The 22934-nt window shown below is 33.1% G+C and carries 21 protein-coding genes; 10 read left to right on the top strand and 11 right to left on the bottom strand.

All coding sequences use genetic code 11. From position 1 onward, the window contains the following. Position 1: 1 nt before the first annotated feature. The 9 genes from U0D62_RS12070 (at position 2) to fabG (ending at position 7826) form a co-directional block, all read left to right on the top strand. A complete protein-coding gene (locus tag U0D62_RS12070) occupies positions 2 to 778 on the top strand; it encodes an SDR family NAD(P)-dependent oxidoreductase (protein ID WP_322287546.1) in 777 nt (258 codons plus the stop codon). Between the two features lie 44 nt (positions 779 to 822). Further along, positions 823 to 2037, top strand: coding sequence for an acyl-CoA dehydrogenase family protein (locus U0D62_RS12065; protein ID WP_322287545.1), 1215 nt, complete (start codon positions 823 to 825; stop codon positions 2035 to 2037). A 22-nt stretch (positions 2038 to 2059) separates the two neighbouring features. Beyond that, a complete protein-coding gene (locus U0D62_RS12060; RefSeq protein ID WP_322287544.1) occupies positions 2060 to 3112 on the top strand; it encodes a phosphotransferase family protein in 1053 nt (350 codons plus the stop codon). Between the two features lie 61 nt (positions 3113 to 3173). Beyond that, positions 3174 to 3809 carry a transglutaminase-like domain-containing protein gene (locus U0D62_RS12055; RefSeq protein ID WP_322287543.1) on the top strand — a complete coding sequence of 212 codons (636 nt, stop codon included), beginning with the start codon at positions 3174 to 3176 and terminating at the stop codon, positions 3807 to 3809. Positions 3810 to 3847: 38 nt separating this feature from the next. Continuing rightward, complete coding sequence (locus U0D62_RS12050; RefSeq protein ID WP_322287542.1) at positions 3848 to 4234, top strand: DUF1330 domain-containing protein; 387 nt, start codon at positions 3848 to 3850, stop codon at positions 4232 to 4234. Positions 4235 to 4273: 39 nt separating this feature from the next. Continuing rightward, a complete protein-coding gene (locus U0D62_RS12045) occupies positions 4274 to 5029 on the top strand; it encodes an SDR family NAD(P)-dependent oxidoreductase (RefSeq protein WP_322287541.1) in 756 nt (251 codons plus the stop codon). Positions 5030 to 5053: 24 nt separating this feature from the next. Beyond that, complete coding sequence (locus U0D62_RS12040; protein WP_322287540.1) at positions 5054 to 6055, top strand: NADP-dependent oxidoreductase; 1002 nt, start codon at positions 5054 to 5056, stop codon at positions 6053 to 6055. Position 6056: 1 nt separating this feature from the next. Continuing rightward, positions 6057 to 7034 (top strand): NADPH:quinone oxidoreductase family protein, encoded by a 978-nt coding sequence (locus U0D62_RS12035; protein WP_322287539.1) that lies wholly within the window; start codon positions 6057 to 6059, stop codon positions 7032 to 7034. A 54-nt stretch (positions 7035 to 7088) separates the two neighbouring features. Next, on the top strand, positions 7089 to 7826 hold the full coding sequence (gene fabG, locus U0D62_RS12030) for a 3-oxoacyl-ACP reductase FabG (RefSeq protein WP_322287538.1): 738 nt from the start codon (positions 7089 to 7091) through the stop codon (positions 7824 to 7826). A gap of 40 nt (positions 7827 to 7866) precedes the next feature. On the opposite strand, the gene U0D62_RS12025 is transcribed toward fabG, so the two are convergent. Next, positions 7867 to 8061, bottom strand: coding sequence for a hypothetical protein (locus U0D62_RS12025; protein ID WP_322287537.1), 195 nt, complete (start codon positions 8059 to 8061; stop codon positions 7867 to 7869). A 141-nt stretch (positions 8062 to 8202) separates the two neighbouring features. Between U0D62_RS12025 and U0D62_RS12020 the strand changes: the two genes are divergently transcribed. After that, on the top strand, positions 8203 to 8670 hold the full coding sequence (locus U0D62_RS12020; protein ID WP_322287536.1) for a MaoC family dehydratase: 468 nt from the start codon (positions 8203 to 8205) through the stop codon (positions 8668 to 8670). Positions 8671 to 8673: 3 nt separating this feature from the next. Here the strand turns inward: U0D62_RS12020 and U0D62_RS12015 are convergent, their stop codons facing one another. The 10 genes from U0D62_RS12015 to U0D62_RS11970 form a co-directional block, all read right to left on the bottom strand. Beyond that, positions 8674 to 11316, bottom strand: coding sequence for a hypothetical protein (locus U0D62_RS12015; protein WP_322287535.1), 2643 nt, complete (start codon positions 11314 to 11316; stop codon positions 8674 to 8676). Next, a complete protein-coding gene (locus tag U0D62_RS12010) occupies positions 11306 to 12073 on the bottom strand; it encodes a DUF805 domain-containing protein (protein WP_322287534.1) in 768 nt (255 codons plus the stop codon). The genes U0D62_RS12015 and U0D62_RS12010 overlap by 11 nt, the downstream gene beginning before the upstream one ends. Before the next feature lie 254 nt (positions 12074 to 12327). Continuing rightward, positions 12328 to 13965 (bottom strand): serine hydrolase domain-containing protein, encoded by a 1638-nt coding sequence (locus U0D62_RS12005; protein WP_322287533.1) that lies wholly within the window; start codon positions 13963 to 13965, stop codon positions 12328 to 12330. A 101-nt stretch (positions 13966 to 14066) separates the two neighbouring features. Next, entirely contained in the window at positions 14067 to 14666 is a 600-nt protein-coding gene (locus U0D62_RS12000; RefSeq protein ID WP_322287532.1) for a helix-turn-helix domain-containing protein, read from the bottom strand. Between the two features lie 97 nt (positions 14667 to 14763). Further along, a complete protein-coding gene (locus U0D62_RS11995) occupies positions 14764 to 16641 on the bottom strand; it encodes an ATP-binding protein (RefSeq protein ID WP_322287531.1) in 1878 nt (625 codons plus the stop codon). A 178-nt stretch (positions 16642 to 16819) separates the two neighbouring features. Then, a complete protein-coding gene (locus tag U0D62_RS11990; RefSeq protein ID WP_322287530.1) occupies positions 16820 to 17296 on the bottom strand; it encodes a hypothetical protein in 477 nt (158 codons plus the stop codon). 568 nt (positions 17297 to 17864) lie between these two features. Then, positions 17865 to 18380, bottom strand: coding sequence for a DoxX family protein (locus tag U0D62_RS11985; RefSeq protein ID WP_322287529.1), 516 nt, complete (start codon positions 18378 to 18380; stop codon positions 17865 to 17867). Between the two features lie 241 nt (positions 18381 to 18621). Then, positions 18622 to 20001 carry a formimidoylglutamate deiminase gene (hutF, locus tag U0D62_RS11980; protein ID WP_322287528.1) on the bottom strand — a complete coding sequence of 460 codons (1380 nt, stop codon included), beginning with the start codon at positions 19999 to 20001 and terminating at the stop codon, positions 18622 to 18624. Between the two features lie 16 nt (positions 20002 to 20017). Further along, entirely contained in the window at positions 20018 to 20824 is an 807-nt protein-coding gene (locus U0D62_RS11975; protein ID WP_322287527.1) for an N-formylglutamate amidohydrolase, read from the bottom strand. Positions 20825 to 20931: 107 nt separating this feature from the next. Continuing rightward, positions 20932 to 22932 (bottom strand): urocanate hydratase, encoded by a 2001-nt coding sequence (locus U0D62_RS11970; RefSeq protein WP_322287526.1) that lies wholly within the window; start codon positions 22930 to 22932, stop codon positions 20932 to 20934. Positions 22933 to 22934 lie beyond the last annotated feature (2 nt).

The following is a 22934-nucleotide window of genomic DNA, read 5'->3' as shown; positions in this document are numbered from 1 at the left end:
AATGAATAGCATAAAACAATCATTTAATTTAGAAGGAAAAGTAGCTATTATAACAGGCTCAAGTAAAGGAATTGGTAAAGCAATTGCTTGGGGATTGGCAGAACATGGAGCCAAAGTAGTTATTAGTAGTCGTAATCAAGAAGCTGTTGATGAAGTTGCTACCGAATTTAAAAATGCAGGATTAGTTGCTGTTGGTATTGCTTGTCATATAGGAAAACCAGAGCAGCGTAAGCATTTAATAGATAAAACAATCGAACACTATGGTGGTATAGATATTTTAGTTAACAATGCTGCCATTAATCCTATTTATGGACCTATTGAAAATGCAGAAGAAAGTGTTTTTGATAAAATTATGGATGTGAATGTAAAAGCTCCCTGGATATTGTCTAATCTAGCTCTTACTTCGATGCAAGAAAGAGGCGGGGGAAGTATTATTAATATAGCCTCTGTTGAAGCATTAACTCCTGGTTTCGGACTTGGATTATATAGCACTAGTAAAGCCGCGTTACTTATGCTAACCAAAAATCAAGCAAAAGAATGGGGTAAATATGGTATCCGAGCAAATGTATTGTGTCCGGGATTGATCAAAACAAAATTTAGCGCAGCATTATGGCAAAATGAGCAACTACTTCAAAAAATAGAAAAAACAATACCAAGTGCCCGAATGGGAATGCCTGATGAAATGGCCGGTATTGTTTGTTTGTTGGCTTCAGATGCAGGGGCTTACATGACAGGAGGAGTTTATAATGCAGATGGAGGATATATGATTGCAGGATAAATAAAAGTATTACTCATGATGAGTTTATATATAAAAATAACGAAATGAATTTCGATTACTCAGAAAAAGTTAATTCTCTTAGAGATCAACTTAACACTTTCTTTGATAAGTATATTCTACCTGTAGAAGAAGAAGTAGATGCTTTTAATTACCACCCGAATAACCGATGGAAACGTTGGCCAGGAATAGAGGAGCTTAAGGAAAAAGCAAAAGAAGCAGGGTTGTGGAATCTTTTTTTACCCAAAACTTATGGAGATTTAAGCCCAGGATTAACGAATCTAGAATATGCACCGTTAGCAGAAATTATGGGGCGTGTTTTATGGTCTTCAGAAATTTTTAACTGCAATGCTCCTGATACGGGTAATATGGAGGTACTTGCCAAATATGGATCTTCTATGCAACAAGAACAGTGGTTGCAACCGTTAATGAATGGGACTATTAGATCTGCTTTTCTAATGACAGAACCTCAGGTTGCTTCTTCAGATGCAACTAATATTGAAACATCTATTACCAGAGATGGAGATCACTATATCATTAACGGAAGAAAATGGTGGTCATCTGGAGCCATGGATCCTAATTGTAAGATAGCCATTGTTATGGGAAAAACAGATCCCAATGCCTCAAGACATCAACAACAGAGTATGATTTTGGTTCCGATGGATACTCCAGGACTACAAATAGTACGGCCTTTATCTGTTTTTGGATTTTATGATTCTCCAGAAGGTCACGCAGAGATAATATTAGACAATGTCAGAGTTCCTAAAGAGAATTTGATTTTAGGGGAAGGAAGAGGTTTTGAAGTCGCTCAAGGACGATTAGGACCAGGAAGAATTCATCATTGTATGCGCCTGATAGGAATGGCACAGAGAGCACTTGAGTTAATGTCGCAAAGAGCTTCAGAGAGAATTGCTTTTGGAAAAACATTTAAAGATTATAGTAGCATTCGCCAAGAAATAGCGCAATCACAATGTGATATAGAACAAGCACGACTATTAACACTTTCTGCCGCAGATAAAATGGACAAGTTTGGTAATAAAGAATCAAAAGATTTGATAGCTATGATAAAAGTTGTGGCTCCTAATATGGCACTTAAAGTAATTGATAGGGCAATGCAAATTCACGGAGGAAAAGGAGTTGGACCTGACACACCATTAGCTCATTTTTTTGTTGCAGCTAGAATGCTTCGTTTGGCTGATGGCCCTGATGAGGTACATATGTATCAATTAGGTAAAAGTGTAATTAACAAATACTCAAAATAAATAATAGCAATTCATCGCAATAATGCAAAACGTACGAAAAGGAGAAGAACTAAACGAAAAAACTATAAAAACCTTTCTTTATCAGAAAGAACTGATTAATAGTGCGCAGAGTGACTGGACAGTTACACAGTTTACTCATGGGTATTCTAATTTGACATATTTATTACAAATTGAGAACAAAGAATATGTTTTACGTCGCCCTCCTTTTGGCGCCGTAAAAAGAGGTCATGATATGAGTCGTGAGTTTAAGGTGCAGTCGGGTATACAGAAAGTATTTTCAAAAGTACCCAAGATGTATGCATTTACCGATGATGAAAGTATTTTGGGTTGCCCGTTTTATATCATGGAGAAAATTGAAGGAATTATTCTTAATAGTAAAGAAGCTAAAAAAAGAGATATTCCAGAAAATGATTTTAGAACAATTGCCGATTCCTGGATGAATACGTTTGTTGAACTCCATAACATAGATTATAAGTCTATTGGCTTAGAAAGTTTAGGAAAGCCAGAAGGGTATGTAGAACGACAAGTTTTTAATTGGGGAAAACAATATTTAAAAGCAGCTACTGATGATGTTCCTGCAGCAAAGAAGGTAATGTCTTGGATGGAAGATCATCAACCAACAGAGTATAAACATAGCTTGATACACAACGATTTTAAATATGACAATGTTGTATTTAGGGATACTACCTGGAATGATGTTAACGCTGTATTAGATTGGGAGATGGCTACACTCGGGGATCCTTTGATGGATCTTGGTACTTCATTAGGGTATTGGACGATGAGTAGTGATAATCCTTTTGTTCAACAAGGAATTCCATCACCAACTATTATGAAAGGAAATCCAAGTAGAAGTGAAATTGTAGAATTATATGCTAAAAAAACAGGAGAAGCTGTAAATCATCTGATATTTTATTATGCTTTCGGACTTTTTAAAATAGCAGTGATAGCACAGCAGATATATTACAGATACAATAAAGGATTGACCACAGATCCGCGTTTTGCGCAATTAAACAAGGCTGCAGAACTATTATGTAATCTGGCATTACAAGCGATTCAAAAAAAGAAAATAGATTAAGTAGAATTATTGTGCTCATTTTTATGAAGTCCAATTAAAGAGAAATAAAAATATATTAGAAATGGATTATTTAGCTTTGACATATTACTACGATTATGAGACTGAAGAGATTCAGGAGCTTATCCACGAATTTAAAACAGATGATTTAGGACCTAAACAGAAAGCAAAAGAGCTGTATCTTAAAATTAGAGATACCTGGCGATATGATCCTTATCATATTAGCTTGTCCAGAGAAGGGTATAAAGCAAGTACAGTTGCCAGAAAAACAAGCGGTCATTGTCTTGATAAATCGATCTTACTTATAGCTTGTCTTCGCGCTTTAAAAATACCTGCGAGAATTCATCTGGCAAAAGTGAAAAATCATATTGGAGTAGAAAGATTGATAGAAAAATTTGGAACAAATGAATTAACTCCACACGGAATGGTAAATATTTACCTTGACGGAAAGTGGCTTAAGGCTTCTCCTGCTTTTAATGCAGCCTTATGTGAGAAATGTAATGTAGCGCCATTAGATTTTGATGGAGAAACAGATTCTGTTTTTCAAGAATATAATAATTCTGGGAATGTTTTTATGGAATATATAGAGGATTATGGGCATTTTGAAGATGTTCCGTTAGAGTTCATTTTTAATAACATGAAAGAACATTATCCAGGGATCGTAGAAAAATACAGTGGATCTGCAGAGATTAAGCTTTAGCATAAAATGAATCCTATAATAATTAGACATAATATCCTATGAGCACTACATACAAGAATGTGATCCCAGAACAATTTCAGAGTTTTATGGAATTATCAATAGAAGGATCTTTTCAAATGATTAATCTATTAAAATTTAAAGATAAAGTTGAAGAAACAGGAACATCTGGTGAAGAAGCCTATGCAGAATATATGAAAGCTGTTATGCCATTTTTTCTGGCTTCTAAAGCCAGAATCATATATAACGGAAAACCTGTGTTTAACCTTATAGGCCCTTCGGATACCATAGAATGGCATAAAGTTTTGATTGTAGAGTATGCTAGTAAAGAAGATTTTTTGGGTATGATAACTAAAGAGGGGTATCCTGCAGAAATGCGTAGTCGCGCTCTGGAAGATTCTAGATTGGTATTATCCACTAATGCATAGAAAAGACGAGAATAGATAAGTTTTTACAAAAAAATAAAGATGCAAGTACAAGATAAAGTAGTTATTGTAACGGGAGCTGGATCTGGAATAGGAGCGGCTTCAGCAAAACATTTTGCAAAATATGATGCTAAAGTAATAGTATCTGATATCAGTGAAGAGAAAGCACAAAAAACAGTAAATGAAATTAACAATAATAGAGGAGAGGCAGTTGCAATTGTAGCTGACGTGGCTAAGTTTGAAGATGTAGAAAACCTAATTAAAAGTACAGTAGATCAATTTGGACATTTAGATGTAATTGTAAACAATGCAGGTATTGGTCCTAAACATATGATCAGAACAGCAGATTATACATTAGAGGATTGGGATAATGTTATAGCAGTAAATCAAACAGGTGTATTCTATTGTATGAAATTAGCATTAAAACAAATGGCTAAACAAGGATACGGAAATATTGTAAATATAGCTTCTTTGGCTGGTCTAAAAGCATCTATGAATAATCTATCTTATTGTGCTAGTAAATTTGCAGTAGTAGGAATGACGAAATCAGCAGCGTTAGAATATGCTACAAAAAATATTAGAATCAATGCGGTTTGTCCAGGTTATACAGAGTCTGCTTTATTAGATAAACTATTAGCCGTAAGATCAGATATGGATGATAGGTTAAAAAGTGTAATACCTATGAAAAGATACGGACAGGCAGAAGAGATTGCAGAAGCAGTAGTTTGGTTAGCTTCAGATAACACTCGATTTATTACAGGACAAACAATTACCCTAGACGGAGGCACATCATTATAAATAAATTCACACAAAGAACTAGACATGAACAAACAATTAATTTTTAAGAAACGACCAGTAGGAATTCCGGAAGCAGATACCTGGGAACTACAGTCAAACCCTATACCAGAACCCAAAGAAGGAGAAGTTCTTATTCAACAACATTATATATCTCTGGATCCAGCAATGCGTGGTTGGATGAATGCCGGAAAATCGTATATCGCACCAGTAGAAATAAATGATGTAATGCGAGCAGGATCTATTGGTAAAGTAATTAAAGCTAATAATCACCCTAAATTTAAAGAAGGAGATTATCTGACTGGTTGGGGAGGAGTACAACAATACAGTGTTACTGATGGAACTAATTGGTATCAGGTAGACCCTAATTTAGCTCCTTTACCTATGTATATAGGTACTTTGGGAATGCCTGGGATGACTGCATATTTTGGGATTTTAGAAGTAGGTAAAATTAAAGAAGGTGATGTCGTATTGGTATCTGGAGCTGCAGGCGCAGTAGGTAGTATTGTAGGGCAGATTGCAAAAATCAAAGGATGTAGAGTCATAGGTATTGCAGGAGGTGATAAAAAATGTAAATATATTGTAGATGAACTAGGATTTGATGGTGCTATCGATTATAAATCAGAAGATATAAACGCTGCTATTAAAAGAGAATGCCCAAAAGGTATTGATGTATATTTTGATAATGTAGGAGGCGAAATTCTTGATGCTGCCCTTGCACGATTACGTATGCATGCCCGAATAGTAATTTGTGGAGCTATCTCTCAATACAATAATAAAATTGCTGTTAAAGGTCCTGCAAATTATTTATCTCTTTTAGTTAATAGAGCAACAATGCAAGGAATGGTGGTGATGGATTATGCAAAAGATTATACAAAAGCAGCTATGGAAATGGGAGGATGGATGATGCAAGGAAAACTTAAAAGTAAAGAGGATGTTTATACCGGAATAGAAAATTTTCATGAGACTTTTTTACGTTTGTTTTCTGGTGATAAAATGGGAAAACTAGTGTTAAAAGTCATTGAATAGTATGAAAGCAATCGTATGTAAACAATTTGGACCACCTTCTGATTTATCATTAGAAAATATAAAAACTCCAAAACCTAAAGAAGGAGAAGTTGTTGTTGAGGTAAAGGCTTGCGGAGTAAATTTTCCTGATACATTAATTATTCAGGGATTGTATCAGTTTAAACCAGAGTTACCTTTTACTCCAGGAAGCGATATTGCTGGAATCGTAAAAGAAGTTGGTGCAGGAGTTACTCATTTGCAAGTAGGAGATGAAGTCTTTGGTTTTGTAATGCATGGCGGATATGCAGAAGAGGTTATAGTACCAGGAAATGCCTGTTTTAAAAAACCTCCAATGATGGATTTTCCGGTTGCAGCAAGTTTTATGATGGCATATGGTACATCATATCATGCATTAAAAGATAGAGCAAATCTTAAAGAAGAAGAAACATTATTAGTTTTGGGTGCTTCTGGAGGAGTCGGATTAGCAGCTGTAGAATTAGGAAAATTAATGGGTGCTCGTGTTATTGCCGCCGCTTCATCTGATGAAAAACTTCAGTTATGCAAAGAGTACGGCGCAGATGAGGTGATTAATTATACACAAGAAGATCTTAAACTAAGAATTAAAGAAATTACAAAAGGTAAAGGTGTAGATGTAGTTTATGATCCTGTAGGAGGTAGTTATTCTGAACCAGCTATTCGCGGAATGGCTTGGGAAGGACGTTATCTTGTGGTGGGGTTTGCTGCGGGCGATATTCCTAAAATACCTTTAAACCTAGCTTTATTAAAAGGTTGTGCTATTGTAGGAGTTTTTTGGGGGAGTTTTGCCATGAAAACACCTAAAAAAAATATGCAGAACACCCTAGAGCTAATGCAATGGTATGGAGAAGGCAAACTAAAGCCGCATATTCATAAAATATATCCTCTAGAAAAAGCCGCTGAAGCTTTAGAAGAAATGATAGAACGAAAAGTAAGAGGTAAAGTGGTTATTCAATGTTCTTGATCAATTTTACGAAGAATTTAAAAATAGAAAAATAAAGAAGTTAATTAATAGAATATGAGGCTAAAGGATAGGGTTGCTATTATAACAGGAGGTGCCAGAGGAATTGGCAAAGCAATTTCAGAATTGTTTGCCCGAGAAGGAGCAAAAATTATCATATGGGATCTGTTACCAGAAGGAGAAGAAACTGCAAATTCAATTGTTCAAAATGGATATAATGCAGAATTTATTAATATTTCCGTAACTGATAAATCTGCCATAGAAATTGAAGCCAAAAGAATTTTTAATACTTATGGTAAAATAGATATTCTTATTAATAATGCAGGGATAACCAAGGATCGTACTTTACATAAAATGAGTGAAGCTGAATGGGATGCGGTAATTGATGTAAATCTTAAAGGTGTTTTTTTATGTACCCAAGTAGTTTCTCATTACATGAAAGAAGCTGGATATGGGCGTATAGTTTCTGCAGCTTCTAATGTAGGGTTACGAGGTAACTTTGGACAAACGAATTATGCTGCTACAAAAGCAGGTGTGATAGCAATGTCAAAAACCTGGACTGTTGAGTTGGGTAAATATGGTATTACTGCAAACGCACTGGCACCTGGTTTTACACTTACAGAAATGACAGATCAAATACCTAAAGAACATCTGGACGGAATTAAATCACAGATACCTCTTAAAAAAGCGGCCACTCCTTTGGATATAGCTTACGGATATTTGTATTTGGCGTCTGATGAAGCATCTTATGTCTCTGGTATATGTTTAACAATTGATGGAGGAGTTTCAAGATAGAAGAGTAGTAGTGATCTAAGTGTTTTTTTGCTAAAATATGCTAGTTCTCATTTTTATGAGCCTTTGCTTTTCGTTCCTTATCAGCTTTATAGGTTCCATAAATCGTAAATGCCACACCTAACCCCAAAGCTATATATTGAAGCGTCTTGTTGCTTTCAAATATAGTCATCCCAAATATGGAGAAAAGCATTCCTATAGAAGCTATTATTGTTCCAGAATCTTTTTTTTCTGACATTATTTTTTGTTCTTTAATATATAAGTAATCTTTTATTATGTTTTGTTACAAGAGTTGCTTTCAATTTGTTAAAAAAGAGAGAAAAGAAAATTAAAAGTAAACGCCTTATTTCATTGGAGAGTTAACGTAAATTAAAATCATATGGAAAAATTGACTTGCAAGAATTTTGAAGAATTTAAAACTTTTGAAGGAAAATCTCTACCAACAGGAGATTGGATAGTAGTAACTCAAAAAATGATTAATGCTTTTGCAGAAGCAACACAGGACTTTCAATGGATTCATGTAGATGTTGAAAAAGCAAAAATACATTCGCCCTTTAAAAAGCCTATTGCACATGGATTTATGTCAGTTTCTTTATTATCAAAGATGTTGATGGATCTTATGGATATAGAAAGCTTTGCGATGGGAGTTAATTATGGTTTGAACACTGTTAGGTTTCCGCACCCAGTACCGGTAGATAGCCGTCTTAGACTACATAGTAGTATTACTAGAATTGAAGAATATGCAGAAAACGGCCTTAAAATAACGTGGGATTGTACTATAGAAATTGAAAATGTAGAAAAACCAGCTTGTGTGGCGGAGTTTGTTTCTTTAATGTTTGAAAATTGAATATTAACTATCATCGGTTTCTATTTCTTCTCCTTTGATATTTAATTGCTTACCCATAAAATATAGCCCATTCATATCTGGATCATAGTACACTTCTGAGACACCATCAGAATCCTCTATTGGTTTGCCTTTTTCATCATAATATTTCATACTACTGATTAGCCCAGATGATGCACGGGTGTATTCATATTCAGCAATACCTTGATAATTGGCAATAAGAGAGTTATCGGTATCATACAAGCTTTCTTTGATGAGTAATTGTGAGTCATCCTGTTGATATACAACTTTGTAATATCCATCCGGACCCAGAACAGGTCTTTTTTTGTTATCAAAATATTCATAACTGCTTACATAACCAGCGTTATTAAGTGTTCTTTTTTGAGATGAAATCCCCAGCCTGTTATTCACAGGAAGGTTGTAATGATCATAATTTTGATAACCTATATAACGCTGATATTTATCATATAAGTGCTCTATTGAATTTACACCGTTATTATTAACTGTTCTTTGGTTTAGAGCATTAAAAAAGGTTTCTCTAATTTTTTTACCGTATTCATTATAAATATATTTTGTTATTGCTACTCCACTCAGTCCTCTATTTCTAGCATTGTACTCCTTAAAAACTGTTTCTTGCTCTGCATCATTATAATAAAACTTTGTTTTAAAAACACCATCCATTTGTGCTGGATTCATATGCTTATCATAATTTGTTTTCTCTACCAAAAGGTTATTATGATACTTATATAAATTATAGGTAATATTTTGATTGCCATTTGCGAGTTTGTCATTTACGGTATAGAAGGTAGTTTTGATCTTATTTCCTCTTTCATCATAATTCCAACGAATGATAGCAACATCTTGATTAAAAGGTTTTGGATTCCCAAATGAGTCAAAAGAACTTTGTTGAATGTTATTTCCTTTATCGTCATATTGATAGGTAAAAACCTCTACACCATCTTCTGAAGTGGTTGCACAATTCTCATAGTCATAATAAGCTTGACGAATTATATTTCCTTTTTTATCATGATGTATTTTTACTATCCCAACACCATAATCATCATTATAGACTGTGTTATAAGCGTCAATATTGTACCGATAATATATGGAATCATTAAGGTGAACAAAAGAATAGGCTCCTCTTTTATCATCATCAAAGGCTAATACATAATCTCGGAGATACTTTGCTCTAAATTTCACCCTGTTTTTTGAATCGTAGTCTATAATCTCTTGAAAGTAATCATTATACCCTAAAACAGGTAATTCTTTTGCGTTGTACCTTTTTACACTTGTGATATTGTCGTTGAGGTCGTAAGCGTATTTGTAAATACAAATTCCGTTGTTGTTTTCTGTTTGATCATTACTCTCGTTAAGATTAGTGAACTTTATTAGGTTACCTCTTTCGTCATAAACAAAATGTTTATTGTATTCATTTACGTGAGTAGCAAAATCTCCACTTTTATCATATAACCGAGCTCTTTTTAATTTATGGAAATCATCATAGACATAATCGTATACTGATACATAATCTTTATCATTTATTGGATTATTGAGCGAATCAAAAGAAACTATTTTAATAGCTCTTCCTTGATCATCAAATTTCCTTCTTTCATGATGTGCTCCATCATTATTAGGAGTTGGGTTACCTTTCAAATCATAATACGTAGAATATTTAGTTTTTGATTTAGGATCATATTTCCAAACTATAGTATGTACCAATCCAGATGTTGCAGGTTTTTCTTCTTGATTAAAAAAAGAAATAGTCATATTACGATGCTTCCAAGTAGTCTTGGAGATGCATCTATTTAAACTGGTATTATAACTTTTATCTGAGTTATAATAATGAACTTCTGTCTGGTTACTTGAAGGTTTTATGATTTTGGTAATAGCAGTTCTAAAATACCCGCCATTTGTCAATTCTCCGTTTTTATAGAATTCTATAATTACTTCGTTATCCTTTTTAAGGACTTGGTAACATGAACCATTCTTGCTATCTATTTTACTAGTAGGGTATGAGGTTAAAATCTTGTGGTCCTGAGTATAGTATAAATGTTTAAAGTACGTTGTCTTTTCACCAGTATAATTATAATAACTATAAATATCTGGATTTGAATAATATGCTGTATGCCTGAGGAGATCATCTATTTTGAGCTCCCAATAGCGTTGTTTTTGATAATCTATATTATGATCAGAATCTTCATCATACTCATTCTGCATAAGATTTCTTTTTCGCTCATACTTTTCATACAAATTTCGAAGCTCAAACTTATTTATTTTATTGATTCCCTTTTTTACAACCTCTTTACGTAACAATCTCGCATGATATTCTGTAATATTAAAATGATATTGTTCGTGTTTAAGCAATTGACTATCTGGAAGAGAGTCATTGACCCATTCAGATTGGTTAGGATCCATGAAAGCATATACTTTTGAATCGTCTTTAGTGATGCGTTTTGGGTAATATATATCAGAATATACTGCAGCATCATACGATCCTTCAATTTTGTGAACAGGTTGAAAATCATTCCAATCCAGAGAACGATCAGACCAGGAAATAGATTCTTTTAGTATAACTCTATTGATATATCCAAAAGTAATTATGATTCCAAGTAGTAATAAAGAGATATATGAATAATACCTAGGTTTCATATTCTACTGCTTCCTTTTTTTTGTTAAAACATAATCGATAGATAGTATAAGGAATATAGGTAATACCCATAACTAGAGCCAGCATAAATACTTCAAAGAAAATATTTTCAATTTTGAAATCAACATTATTAAAAGTATAAGTATATAACCTTACCCCGATAAATAATAAAAAAGAATAGGTTAATCTGTGTCTAAATAAATACTGGGATAGGTTAGGTAGTGCTTGCCTTTTGTGGCTTAATAATAAAAGCACAAAATAACAGGGTAAGATAGAAAAAACTATAAGTGAATATCGTAATGGATCAAATGTCATATAATGAATGCATAGTGTAATAAAAAAGATATTGAATAGTACAAAACATACGATCTCATTTATGATTTCAGGATTGTTCTTCCCTAAAGGTAATTCTGTTTTTAAAGCAAATGGTTTATTTTCGGTTAAAGTAATATCAACCTCTTTAGGGTTTTGCCCATATCTATTAGATCCATAATTACCTTCTGAAAAAAGCATTACTAAACCATAAAATGGGATTAACTGATAAAAACCACTATTACCCATATCATGACAACGTTTAGTTCCTTGTGCAAACAAAAACCAATATCCAGCAATAATCATTAGAAATAATAAAAAACCAACTCCTTCGATAATATCAACCATTAATGCTGACATAAAAAAAGTGGACATAAAGATGATATAACTTAGGCCATATTCAAGCCGACGAATCCTTCCAGAAAAGGAAAACGGGTTTTTAAACATAATTTGTGGGGCGTAGGTTAATAGTAATAAGCGAATATAAAGTTTTTTACAGGAACATAAAATTGATGATATGGATTTTAACTTTTGATTTTTATTGAATGTAAAGAACGATTTTTATTATCCTTGTCCTCACCTTGACTTCTTTTAAGATTTTTTCAAAAAGAAGGATATTTTCCTCTCTGTCTTGTAATATTTTGCTGGTATTTAGGAGAATCGTCTAATTCGTTTGAAATACCAATTCAAGAGTTGAAATATTAGTTTTTGATAATTTTTTGTGCTCTTTTCAAGTTTTCTTGATATCGTTTCAAACTTTTGCTTGAGTTTTTTTCTGCAAGTAAAACAGCATAAGAATAACTTTCAGCCGCTTTTTTGTAATTTCCACAAATTTCATATCCTTCTCCCAAACTATCCCATGCGTTAGCTGAGTCAGGATGATTCTTAGTATTTTCTTTAAAAAAGTCTAAAGCAAACTCGCATTCTTCTTCTTCCAGAAAATCATACCCCGTACGATTAAGACTCGATTCTGTAGGGTAAAAAGAAGTGAATAAAGCTGTTTTTAAACTATCTGCTTTGCTTTTTTGCCCATCTTTTAGGTATAAATACATAATACCTGTAATTGAGTTTTCTGAGGGTAATACTTTATAGCCACATAATTTTGATAATTTATCAAAGTAGGCGTTTAGAGCAGAAATACCACCTTCTTTTTCAAATTGAGATAAAGAACCTCTATCAGGATATCCTCCTAATCGATATTTATCCTCTAGTTGATGTGCAGTTAAATATACTTGATGTATAACTTCTTGATCTTTTAATGGATGTACATTTGCTAGAAAGATGATTGTTGTACCATCATCAAACAAGTTTATAGAAGAATTGAATCCTGGTAATGTTCCTCCGTGTGTATAAACTTGAATGTTTGTATTTCGCTCTACCAAATCATCCCAATTTCTGTACCAACCATAACAATATCCACTTTTATTAGTAGTAAGCATTTTTTTAGTCAATTCTGGAGATAGTAATTTATGAGATTTAATAGCTTCACTCCAGATATATAAATCTTCAACAGTAGAATGCATTCCACCAGTCGAATATTTATTAGACTGATCTCTAAAAGGAGCATTTTTAAATTTCCCACCTTGTTTAGTAAACAACCAATCAATTCCTTCTAGCTCTTGAAATACATATCCTTTTGCTACTTCATTTTTTATAAAATCATTGCTTCCGTAGCCAGTGTTTTTTAGGCCTAATGGTTGGATAATTGAAGACTGTAGGAGTTGATTATAGGTTTTTCCAGAAACCTCTTCTAGAATAGCACCCAAAAGAATGTATCCTAAACTGCTGTAGTAGTATGTGGCTCCGGGTTTATAAGCTAATTTGGTTTTACCAATTAATGTTGCAAAGTCTTGAGGGGTATATTTTTTCACAAAAAATGAAGAAGCATTTAGTCCTATTTTTTGGAGTCCTTCATAATGTGGTAATCCAGAAGTATGAGAAAGTAATTGATGAATGGTTATTTGATCTCCTAATTCTTTTGAAAAATAGGGTAGGTGTTTGGATATGGTATCTTCTAGGCTTAATATTCCTTTTTCTACTTGTTGCATTACTAGCATAGCAGTAAACTGTTTGGTAACCGATGCAATGCTAAATTTAGTATCAGTAGTATTAGAAATCTTATTTTCTTTATCTGCATATCCGTATGCTTTTTTAAAGATTACTTTACCATCTTTAGCAACCAAAACAGCTCCGCTAAAAGGGCTTTTAATTTTTTTACGTTGCCCATTTGTTTCATATGCAATTAATAAATCGTCTAGGGATTCTGGACGTTGATTACAGGAAACAAGTATGATTAGAAAAGGAAGTAAATAGAAGAGTTTTGCAAGTGGTTTTTTCATCTTATGTTGTATTATTTGTTTCTGACAAATGTAGATGTCAGATGATGATTTCCTTGCGTCAATACGGTGACATTCTTGCGTCACACTGCAATATTCAAAGCTTAAAACAGGTTGGGGACAAATGACAAAACAGTAGTTTTCTTTTTGTTAAGCTGCGTTGTGGTTTTTAAAGTAATAGCAATATTTATAAAAGAAGAGATGAGATAAGCTAAGGGGCTAAGAAATTTGCCCATACCAACATTATTAGTAAATATTTTGAGTAGGATAGGTATTGAAAAGAATACGATAAATGTTAATATAGCCCACAGGATTTGCAAGCTTACTATTTTGCCTCCGATAATGTTTAACTGTTGTAGTTTTTTATTTCTTTTCCAGATAATAATCGGAAAAATAATATTACTCAATGGTAAAATAATTAAACCTAATGTAGAAAGATTCATGCGCTTAAGAATAGCTATTTCATCTATTAATTTTAGATTATTAGAATTGTCCGAAATTAGTTCATTAGCTGTTAAATCCAATGATTCTGCAATAGTTTTAAGGGTAAAAGGTCTAGGGTTTACAGTACCTTTTTCAATTCTTTGTATAGTGCGTAGTGATACATTAGAGATTTCTGCAAGAGATTCTTGTGATAGCCCTTTGTTTTTTCGTTCTCTACTGATCTTCTCTCCAAGACTTACAGAAAGTTTATCTATAGACATACCCTGTATTTTAATGGTTAGGTTTTAAGGTTTGATCTCCATCATCAGGTTTCTGAATTTGGAAATGCAAATCTATAAGTTTTTGGCTAATATAAAACTATACTTTTTTATAAGGGATAGTAAAGTAAAATGTTGAACCATTTGATTTATTACTTTTTACCCAAATTGATCCACCTAACATCTCAACATATGCTTTTGCAATGGATAATCCAATACCGGCACCTTCCATTGCATATCGATCTTCGATATCAGCTTGTACAAACCTATCAAAAATCGCTTTATGTCTATTTTTTGGGATACCCATTCCAGAATCCTTAACATAAAACTCCAGAAATTTGCCATTTTTTTTATATCCAAAAGAAATAGCACCTTCTTTGGTGTATTTAACGGCATTTTTAACCAGGTTGGTAAGGATTGCATTGAACTTTTCTTTATCCGTTTGAATCATTGCATCCTCTGAGGATAAAGCGTTGTTAAATGAAAGCTGAAGATTTTTACGATCAACTTCGGGTTTAAAAAACCTATATAAGTATTCAGTTTGTTCATTGATATCAACATCAGAGGTATATACTTTAACCTGATCTGCTTCAATTTTAGAAATATCAATAATATCTCTAATGATATTAAGCATACGATGCCCACTTTCTTCTATTAGATTTAGATATAACTCATGTTCATCACCAGTAAGTCTAGGTTCTTTAAGAAGTTCTGCAAAGCCTAATATACCATTCATCGGAGTCCTGATTTCGTGGCTCATATTAGCTAAAAAGGCAGATTTTAAACGATCACTTTCTTCTGCTTTTTCCTTGGTTTTATTCAGTTCAATTTCATACAATTTAATCTCTGTAATATCTGTAATTGTTCCAACATATCCGATAATTTGATTATTCTCATTATACTCAGGTATTGCTTGCCCTAATACCCATTTTATAGAGCCATCAGCACGTTTAAATCGATATTCGGCATGAGATGATTCTTTTTTCCCAGCAGCGTCATACCAACCTTGTTTTAGTTTGTTTCTATCTTCGGGGTGAACAGCTCTAAGCCATCCGTCGTTTATAGCTTCATCCTGTGATATTCCAGAAATAGAGCACCATTTTGAATTAACAAAAGTGGTTTTTCCATCGGCACGAGTCATAAAAATCCCCACCGGAACAATATCGGTAAGAGTATGATATCTGCTTTCACTGAGTTGTATAGCTTTTTCAGCTTTTTCAAATTTTTGTTTATAAGTTAATGAATGATAAATATCCTTAAAAGAGACATAACCAGCTACGTAAACATCTTTTTCGATGTATTTAAGATAAATTGTGAAAAATATGCTGTAAAAAATAGCTACAGAAATCTTTGCAATCAGACCAGAGTATAGAATTTGTTCCAGATTTTCAAAATACCAAAATGAACCAAGAGAGAAACAAACAGCATCAAAACTTAATACCGAAACCATAGTTATAGATATCCGTAAAAACAGGTTTGAAGTAAATTTTGAAATGAATTCAAAAATGAAAATAATCAATATAGAATCAATAAATAATATTGCTGTTCCTACAAAAAGAACAAATACATTGGTGTAAAAGAACTCTGTAGATATATCAAAAGGGTTATAGGTAAAAGATCCTTCGATATTTAATCTGAAAGAAATCAGTAAAAATGATAGTATGATGTTGGCAATAACAAGAGCATAGATTAGTCTGCGAGCCGTCTCAGCATCTTCTTTAATGTATATGAGTAATACTACAAACAAAGAGGCAGAGAACAGGACAGAGGAGCCTGGTGAAATAAGTATGTTCTCTGATATTTGAAAATATACTGTACTTGCCAAAAATACTTGCATAAACTGAAATAATCCTAGCACAGTAAAAAGTAATCCCATACCCATCACCGTTCTAAGGCGAAATAAGGATAATATCAACGAAGCTACAATAAGGCCTTGTAGAAAGAAAATGGATATTTGATACATGTTAATTGTTTCCATACACCTTTTTGTAAGCGGAATTGAATTATTTTGGGTCTTTGCTTAAGCGATTAGTAATATTAATAGTATTTAAGCCTTAAGAAGCTACAAATGTAATTAGTTTTTGTATGCGGGAAAAATCCCTATGGTTTTATGTTGTATTTGTTTGGTTACATAATTCAATAATAACAAATATAATTTAAAACATGATCTCTTCTAACTCAAGATTATAATCATGTTGTAAATCACTATGTAAGTTTTTTAACTTTTTTTGGATTGTATTGATCTCTCTATTATAGATGTTTTGTAAAACTGTACTCTCTTGAATAGGAGGTGTAATGTTTTTAAATTTTTTACAAAAATGAAGTAGGAGTTCTACTTCAGTTTCTGTCTTTTTAGAATATCGAATATATTTTTTTATGATCCTTAAGATCTTACGAATACTTTTTTTGATGTAATAATAGGATGAGAAGTTAATGGTTTCAAAATGACTATCAATTTCATTCTTTATGTTTTCTATATAACTATCTTCCTGATCTGATTCGAATAACAAATAAGTTAATAACTCTTTATTTTCGGTCTTAAATTTGGATAAACGGAGACATAACTCTATGATTTCATCAGGAGAACGATGATAAAGCTCTGTTTTAATTTCTTTTACAGTTGCAGTTTTCATACGTGCAATTTAGGTAAAAGATTAAACAGGTTTTTGTTGTAATGAATAATATCGTTTTGAACTTTTCTATTCTTTGGGTTTTGATAGAGAATAATGAATCAACTTATAGGTATTCCTGGAGTTATTAACAATTGCTAATACTAATTGAAATAAACTCTATTTCAATTGGAGTTATTTTTTAGCTTATTCGATGTTTTTAACATGAATGATTGGCTTTTAAACAGTTAATAAACATGTAATACACAGTTTTCTTTGAGTTTTGATAAGGGGGTACCCTGCCAACTTATTGATATTGTTAGAGTTGTTAACAATCATTAATACTAATTAAATGAACTTTATTTTAATTAGAATTAATTTTTAGTTTATTCAATGTTTTTAACAATAATAGTTGGCTTTTGAACAAATAATAAACATTTAATACACAGTTTTCGTTTAATGTTGTTAATAGTTTAGGTTATCAGTAATTAAAAGAAAGCACAATCAAGAATCCTCTTTGGGCAAGAGTTGAAATTAATTTTAAGACCATCTTTATAGTTTTAAGAGATATTCTTAGTTCTTCTGCTGAGTTTTAATGCTGGATAAGATAGGTATAGACAAAAAAGGATATAGCTGCTAAGGTTGCACTTAAAAAGAAAAGAGGTATTGCTTTTGGGTTTTTATCTTTTTTGGCTGTAATAATCCTAAATACTTCTAACAGCTTCTGTTTTTCTAGAAAAAGAAGTACAATAAGTATGATTAAGAAAAGAATAGCGTTTATTGTTGCTCCCTGTTGTACTCCATAAAAGATATCAAACAACACAATATTAGACATTATCGGAAGAAGGAGTAATATACCCATAATTTTGGTTCGAGGGAATAATAGCAAAAGAGCTCCGGTTACTTGTAAGATTCCAATAATAATTGGTAATCCAGTAGAATATCCAAAAAAAGCCCACATCAATTCCATACCCGTTAATTCATTTACGGGAGTGTCAGGTAGATTTCCTCCTGATCCAAATTGTAAGGGTTTTGCTGCTCCATATACAAATATGAAAAAAGCGACGAAGTATCGAATGGTACTTTCAAAGATGGCTCGAATAGTCATAATAAACGATTTATATGTATTTGACGATTTTAAACAGATATTGTTACGTCCTGAAATTTGCGATAAAAAAAACACGTTTTAAAACGTGTTTTATACGGGTCTCAATTTCTAAATAAATCAGATATGAAATGATTGTTTCAAAATAATTTCGACTTGAGATGTTGGTTATTTGTTATGCTTTAATTATTTTGTTATCAATTATTTATACTTATTTATATAAAGTTTTGATTAAGATATAGTATTATCTATTTTTTAAAGCGTTTATTGCTTCAATAAATTGTGTTTTAATGTTTTCTTTCTTAAAATGAATTCCTTTGTTTACAATCATTTCACCATAAGAAATGGTTGCTAATTGCATTGTAGGATCAGAAGAGTATACAATTGTAGAAGTAAGATTCTGTAAAGAAGAAGTTGCTAATAAGGGAGCTGAAGCATCAAAGATACTTGCATTTAAAGGTTTGCCTACTTCAAAAAAGTCTTTGCTATAATTGTTGTTCATAGCTTTTTGACCCATTAGTGTTGCCATAGTGATAGCATACATTCCACTATCCGTTTGATCTTGAGAAAAATATGTATTTCGTTTATGTGATGTAAGACGCTGTCCGTAATCAAGAATTCTTAATTCTTCAAGAGGATTTAATCCAACATGACTATCTGTTCCGATACTCCATTTGCCATTTGCAGCCTGGTATTTTCTCAAAGGAAATATACCATCGCCGAGATTACCTTCTGTACTTGGACAAATCACTACATTGGCCTGTGTTTTTGCAAGTTCTAATGTTTCTTGATCGGTAAGATGAGTTGCATGAACCAATTGAAATCTTTCATTGAGTTCTATGTTTTCAAGTAACCATTCTACAGGTCTTTTGTTTAAGTACTTTATAGAATCTTCGATTTCTTTTAACTGTTCTGAAACATGGATGTGAAACGGAATGTTTTGCGGTCCTGATTCTGCAATTTTTGCAATATCAGAAGGTTCTACACCTCGCATAGAGTGAATACCAATCCCGATATTTGCATTTTTATAATTTTTGCAAGCATTTTCGCTGGCTTCAAGTAATTTTAAATATTCATCAATAGTAGGAGAGATGAATCTTCTTTGTTTTTCTGTTGGAGCAACCCCAAAACCTCCTTTTTGATAAAATATCGGAATTAAAGTGATACCAATACCAGCTGTTTTTGCAGCGTTTACCAATCGGCCTCCCATTTCAGCCAGGTCTGTATAAGGTTTTCCGTTCTTGTCATGGTGCACATAATGAAATTCAGCTACATTGGTATATCCATGACGTGCCATTTCTGAATATAGCATCGTAGCTATAGCCTCCATCTGATCCGGATTCATACTTAACGCTAATTGATACATGGCTTTTCTCCATCCCCAAAAATCATCTGGATTTGAAGTTCCTTCATGTTGCTCAGCTAGACCTGCCATAGCATATTGAAATGCATGAGAATGAGCGTTTTGAAAACCAGGAACTGCATAACCAGAAATAATATCTTTTTGAGTATCTTCTTTGAATGGAGATATGTTGGTGATTATTCCATTATCGTCTACTGTTATTGAGATGTTTTCAGTCCAACCTGTTTTTTGTAAAACTCCCTTTAAATGATATGTTTTCATCAGTGTATATATAGGTTTAGATGCTGGTTATTGTTTCTATCAAGCCTTCCATGGTTGTCTGTAAAATTGCTTTTACTTCTTTTGCTCTTTCTTTGTTGTAAGTGAGTTCATTGTCATCCATATACAAGATTTTATTCATTTCTAACTGAAGTGTATGGACGTTGTTATCTGGATTACCAAAATGACGAGTGATGTGACCGCCTTTAAAAGGGGAGTTGTGATTGATGTTGTATTTTCCGGATTGTAAATTTGTTAGAGCGGTATTTATTAATTCAGGATGAGCAGTGTTTTGATCGTTGTTTCCTAAGATCATATCAGGAAAAACATCTTTTTGGATTGTGCTCACTCGGTGACGTATCGAATGAGCATCCCATAATAATACTTTGCCAAACTGTCTTTTTCGTTCTTCTAATAGTTGTTTTATTTTCCTGTGATAGGGTTGGTAGTATAGTTCTAACCTTCGTTCTATTTCCTTGGGAGTTGGTTTTAGTTCAGAAGATTTATAGATATTGTTTCCAAAAAAATCTGTAGTAGGTGTCATTGCAGTGATAATCCTGTTATCATCGTATAATGGAATACATTCTGGATCACGATTAAGATCAACTACCCATCTACTATAGTTTGCTTTAATTACAGTAATTCCTAATGAAGGGGCAAAATCATATAGTTTATGAACAAACCAATCAGTGTCATCCAGATATTTTCGTTTTCTTTTTTTATAATATCTTTTTATTTCTGAAGGGAATTTTGTTCCAGAATGAGGGATACTAATAATGATTGGAACTGGATCTTTTTTTGGCTCTTTAATTTTGAATAAACTCACAACTATAAATTTTTATAAGTAATTGATTGTTAACTATACTAGATTCTTTACTTAAAGTGCTTTTATAATGTTGTTGATAAAAAACACTAATTGATTAGACTTCTGTTTTAAAGCAAATTATCTAATAGGTTGTCTTCTACAATATTGGGTAACGTTACTTTGAGGTTTGGAGTTCTTTCCATTTCACGTTTAATAGCAAATAATGCTTCTTTATTTCTTGCCCAACTTCTTCGGGAAATACCATTATTCACATCATAAAATAACATCTTTTGTAATCTTTCAGAAGCCTCAGAAGATCCATCTAATAATAATCCAAAACCTCCATTGATTACTTCTCCCCAGCCGACTCCACCACCGTTATGGATAGAAACCCAGGTAGCTCCTCTAAAACTATCACCAATCACATTATGGATTGCCATATCTGCTGTAAAGCGACTACCATCATAAATGTTACTGGTTTCGCGATATGGAGAGTCAGTACCACTTACATCATGATGATCTCTTCCTAATACCACAGGTGCAGTAATTTCACCGCTCTGAATAGCTTTATTAAACGCTTCAGCAATTTTTATTCTTCCTTCGGCGTCTGCATACAATATTCTGGCTTGAGACCCTACAACAAGCTTATTTTGCTTAGCTTCTTCTATCCAGGTAATGTTATCCTGCATTTGTTGTTGTATTTCTTTTGGAGATACTTCTTTGATAGATTTCATAATAGATGCAGCGATCTGATCGGTTTTATCCAAATCTTCTGGTTTACCAGATGTACATACCCATCTAAAAGGTCCAAAACCATAATCAAAACACATAGGCCCCAAAATATCCTGAACATAAGAAGGGTACTTGAAATCAATGCCATTCTCGGCCATAACATCTGCGCCTGCTCTGGAAGCTTCTAGTAAAAAGGCATTTCCGTAATCAAAGAAATATGTTCCTCTTTCGGTATGTTTGTTTATTGCCGCAGCGTGTCGTTGTAATGATTCTTGTACTTTTAGTTTAAAGTTTTCAGGATCATTGCTTATCATCATATTAGCTTCTTCATAACTTATTCCTACTGGATAATATCCACCAGACCAGGGGTTATGTAATGAAGTTTGGTCAGATCCTAAAGTAATATGGATATTCTTCTCATAAAAATGCTCCCAAACATCTACAATATTACCTTGGTATGCTATGGATACGGTTTCTTCATTATCAATAGCCTTTTGTGTTCTTTGTGAGAGATCGTTTAAATCATCAAGAATCTCATCAACCCAACCTTGTTCGTGTCTTTTTTGAGCAGCATGAGGATTGACTTCTGCACAAATCGTAATACATCCTGCAATATTACCTGCTTTGGGTTGTGCACCACTCATTCCTCCAAGGCCAGCGGTCAGAAATATTTTTCCAGCAGGAGTTTCTCCTGATTTTATGGTTTTCCTAAAAGCATTCATTACTGTGATTGTAGTCCCATGAACAATACCTTGTGGGCCAATATACATATAGCTTCCTGCGGTCATTTGTCCATATTGCGTGACTCCCAGAGCATTAAATTTTTCCCAATCGTCTGGTTGCGAATAGTTGGGTATCATCATCCCGTTGGTCACGATTACTCGAGGAGCGTTTTTTGATGAAGGAAATAAACCCATAGGATGCCCTGAATACATATGAAGAGTTTGCTCATCTGTCATGGTAGCCAGGTACTGCATCGTTAATAAATATTGTGCCCAGTTTTGAAAAACAGCTCCGTTACCACCATAAGTTATTAACTCGTATGGGTGTTGAGCCACTGCAGGATCCAGGTTATTTTGAATCATTAACATAATTCCTGCAGCTTGATTTGTTTTGGCAGGATATTCCTCGATACTGCGAGCATACATAGTATATTCTGGCATGAATCGATACATGTAGATTCTTCCGTATTCTTCAAGCTCTTCAAAAAACTCTATTGCTAATTCCTGATGCCAATCTTTAGGAAAATAACGTAACGCATTTCTAACAGCAAGCTTCTTTTCTTCTGTAGTAAGTATTTGTTTACGTTTTGGAGCTCTACTAAAATCTGGGTCAAATGATTTCTTTTGTGGTAAGGTTGTAGGAATTCCTTGTAATATTGATTGCTTAAATGTCATAT

The organism is Aquimarina callyspongiae (genome assembly GCF_034322225.1).
GTDB lineage: Bacteria > Bacteroidota > Bacteroidia > Flavobacteriales > Flavobacteriaceae > Aquimarina.
The sequence above is the reverse complement of the archived record's forward strand: the minus strand, read 5'-3'. Positions and strand labels throughout refer to the sequence as shown.

Excerpts from the sequence above, each read along its gene's own strand:
- U0D62_RS12045 (WP_322287541.1), top strand. The coding sequence starts at position 4,274 with ATGCAAGTACAAGATAAAGTAGTTATTGTAACGGGAGCTGGATCTGGA.
- hutF (WP_322287528.1), bottom strand. The coding sequence starts at position 20,001 with ATGAAAACATATCATTTAAAGGGAGTTTTACAAAAAACAGGTTGGACT.
- U0D62_RS12005 (WP_322287533.1), bottom strand. The coding sequence starts at position 13,965 with ATGAAAAAACCACTTGCAAAACTCTTCTATTTACTTCCTTTTCTAATC.
- U0D62_RS12035 (WP_322287539.1), top strand. The coding sequence starts at position 6,057 with ATGAAAGCAATCGTATGTAAACAATTTGGACCACCTTCTGATTTATCA.
- U0D62_RS12055 (WP_322287543.1), top strand. The coding sequence starts at position 3,174 with ATGGATTATTTAGCTTTGACATATTACTACGATTATGAGACTGAAGAG.
- U0D62_RS12040 (WP_322287540.1), top strand. The coding sequence starts at position 5,054 with ATGAACAAACAATTAATTTTTAAGAAACGACCAGTAGGAATTCCGGAA.
- fabG (WP_322287538.1), top strand. The coding sequence starts at position 7,089 with ATGAGGCTAAAGGATAGGGTTGCTATTATAACAGGAGGTGCCAGAGGA.
- U0D62_RS12050 (WP_322287542.1), top strand. The coding sequence starts at position 3,848 with ATGAGCACTACATACAAGAATGTGATCCCAGAACAATTTCAGAGTTTT.
- U0D62_RS12000 (WP_322287532.1), bottom strand. The coding sequence starts at position 14,666 with ATGTCTATAGATAAACTTTCTGTAAGTCTTGGAGAGAAGATCAGTAGA.
- U0D62_RS12025 (WP_322287537.1), bottom strand. The coding sequence starts at position 8,061 with ATGTCAGAAAAAAAAGATTCTGGAACAATAATAGCTTCTATAGGAATG.
- U0D62_RS12010 (WP_322287534.1), bottom strand. The coding sequence starts at position 12,073 with ATGTTTAAAAACCCGTTTTCCTTTTCTGGAAGGATTCGTCGGCTTGAA.
- U0D62_RS12065 (WP_322287545.1), top strand. The coding sequence starts at position 823 with ATGAATTTCGATTACTCAGAAAAAGTTAATTCTCTTAGAGATCAACTT.
- U0D62_RS12020 (WP_322287536.1), top strand. The coding sequence starts at position 8,203 with ATGGAAAAATTGACTTGCAAGAATTTTGAAGAATTTAAAACTTTTGAA.
- U0D62_RS12060 (WP_322287544.1), top strand. The coding sequence starts at position 2,060 with ATGCAAAACGTACGAAAAGGAGAAGAACTAAACGAAAAAACTATAAAA.
- U0D62_RS12070 (WP_322287546.1), top strand. The coding sequence starts at position 2 with ATGAATAGCATAAAACAATCATTTAATTTAGAAGGAAAAGTAGCTATT.
- U0D62_RS11990 (WP_322287530.1), bottom strand. The coding sequence starts at position 17,296 with ATGAAAACTGCAACTGTAAAAGAAATTAAAACAGAGCTTTATCATCGT.
- U0D62_RS11995 (WP_322287531.1), bottom strand. The coding sequence starts at position 16,641 with ATGGAAACAATTAACATGTATCAAATATCCATTTTCTTTCTACAAGGC.
- U0D62_RS11970 (WP_322287526.1), bottom strand. The coding sequence starts at position 22,932 with ATGACATTTAAGCAATCAATATTACAAGGAATTCCTACAACCTTACCA.
- U0D62_RS11985 (WP_322287529.1), bottom strand. The coding sequence starts at position 18,380 with ATGACTATTCGAGCCATCTTTGAAAGTACCATTCGATACTTCGTCGCT.
- U0D62_RS12015 (WP_322287535.1), bottom strand. The coding sequence starts at position 11,316 with ATGAAACCTAGGTATTATTCATATATCTCTTTATTACTACTTGGAATC.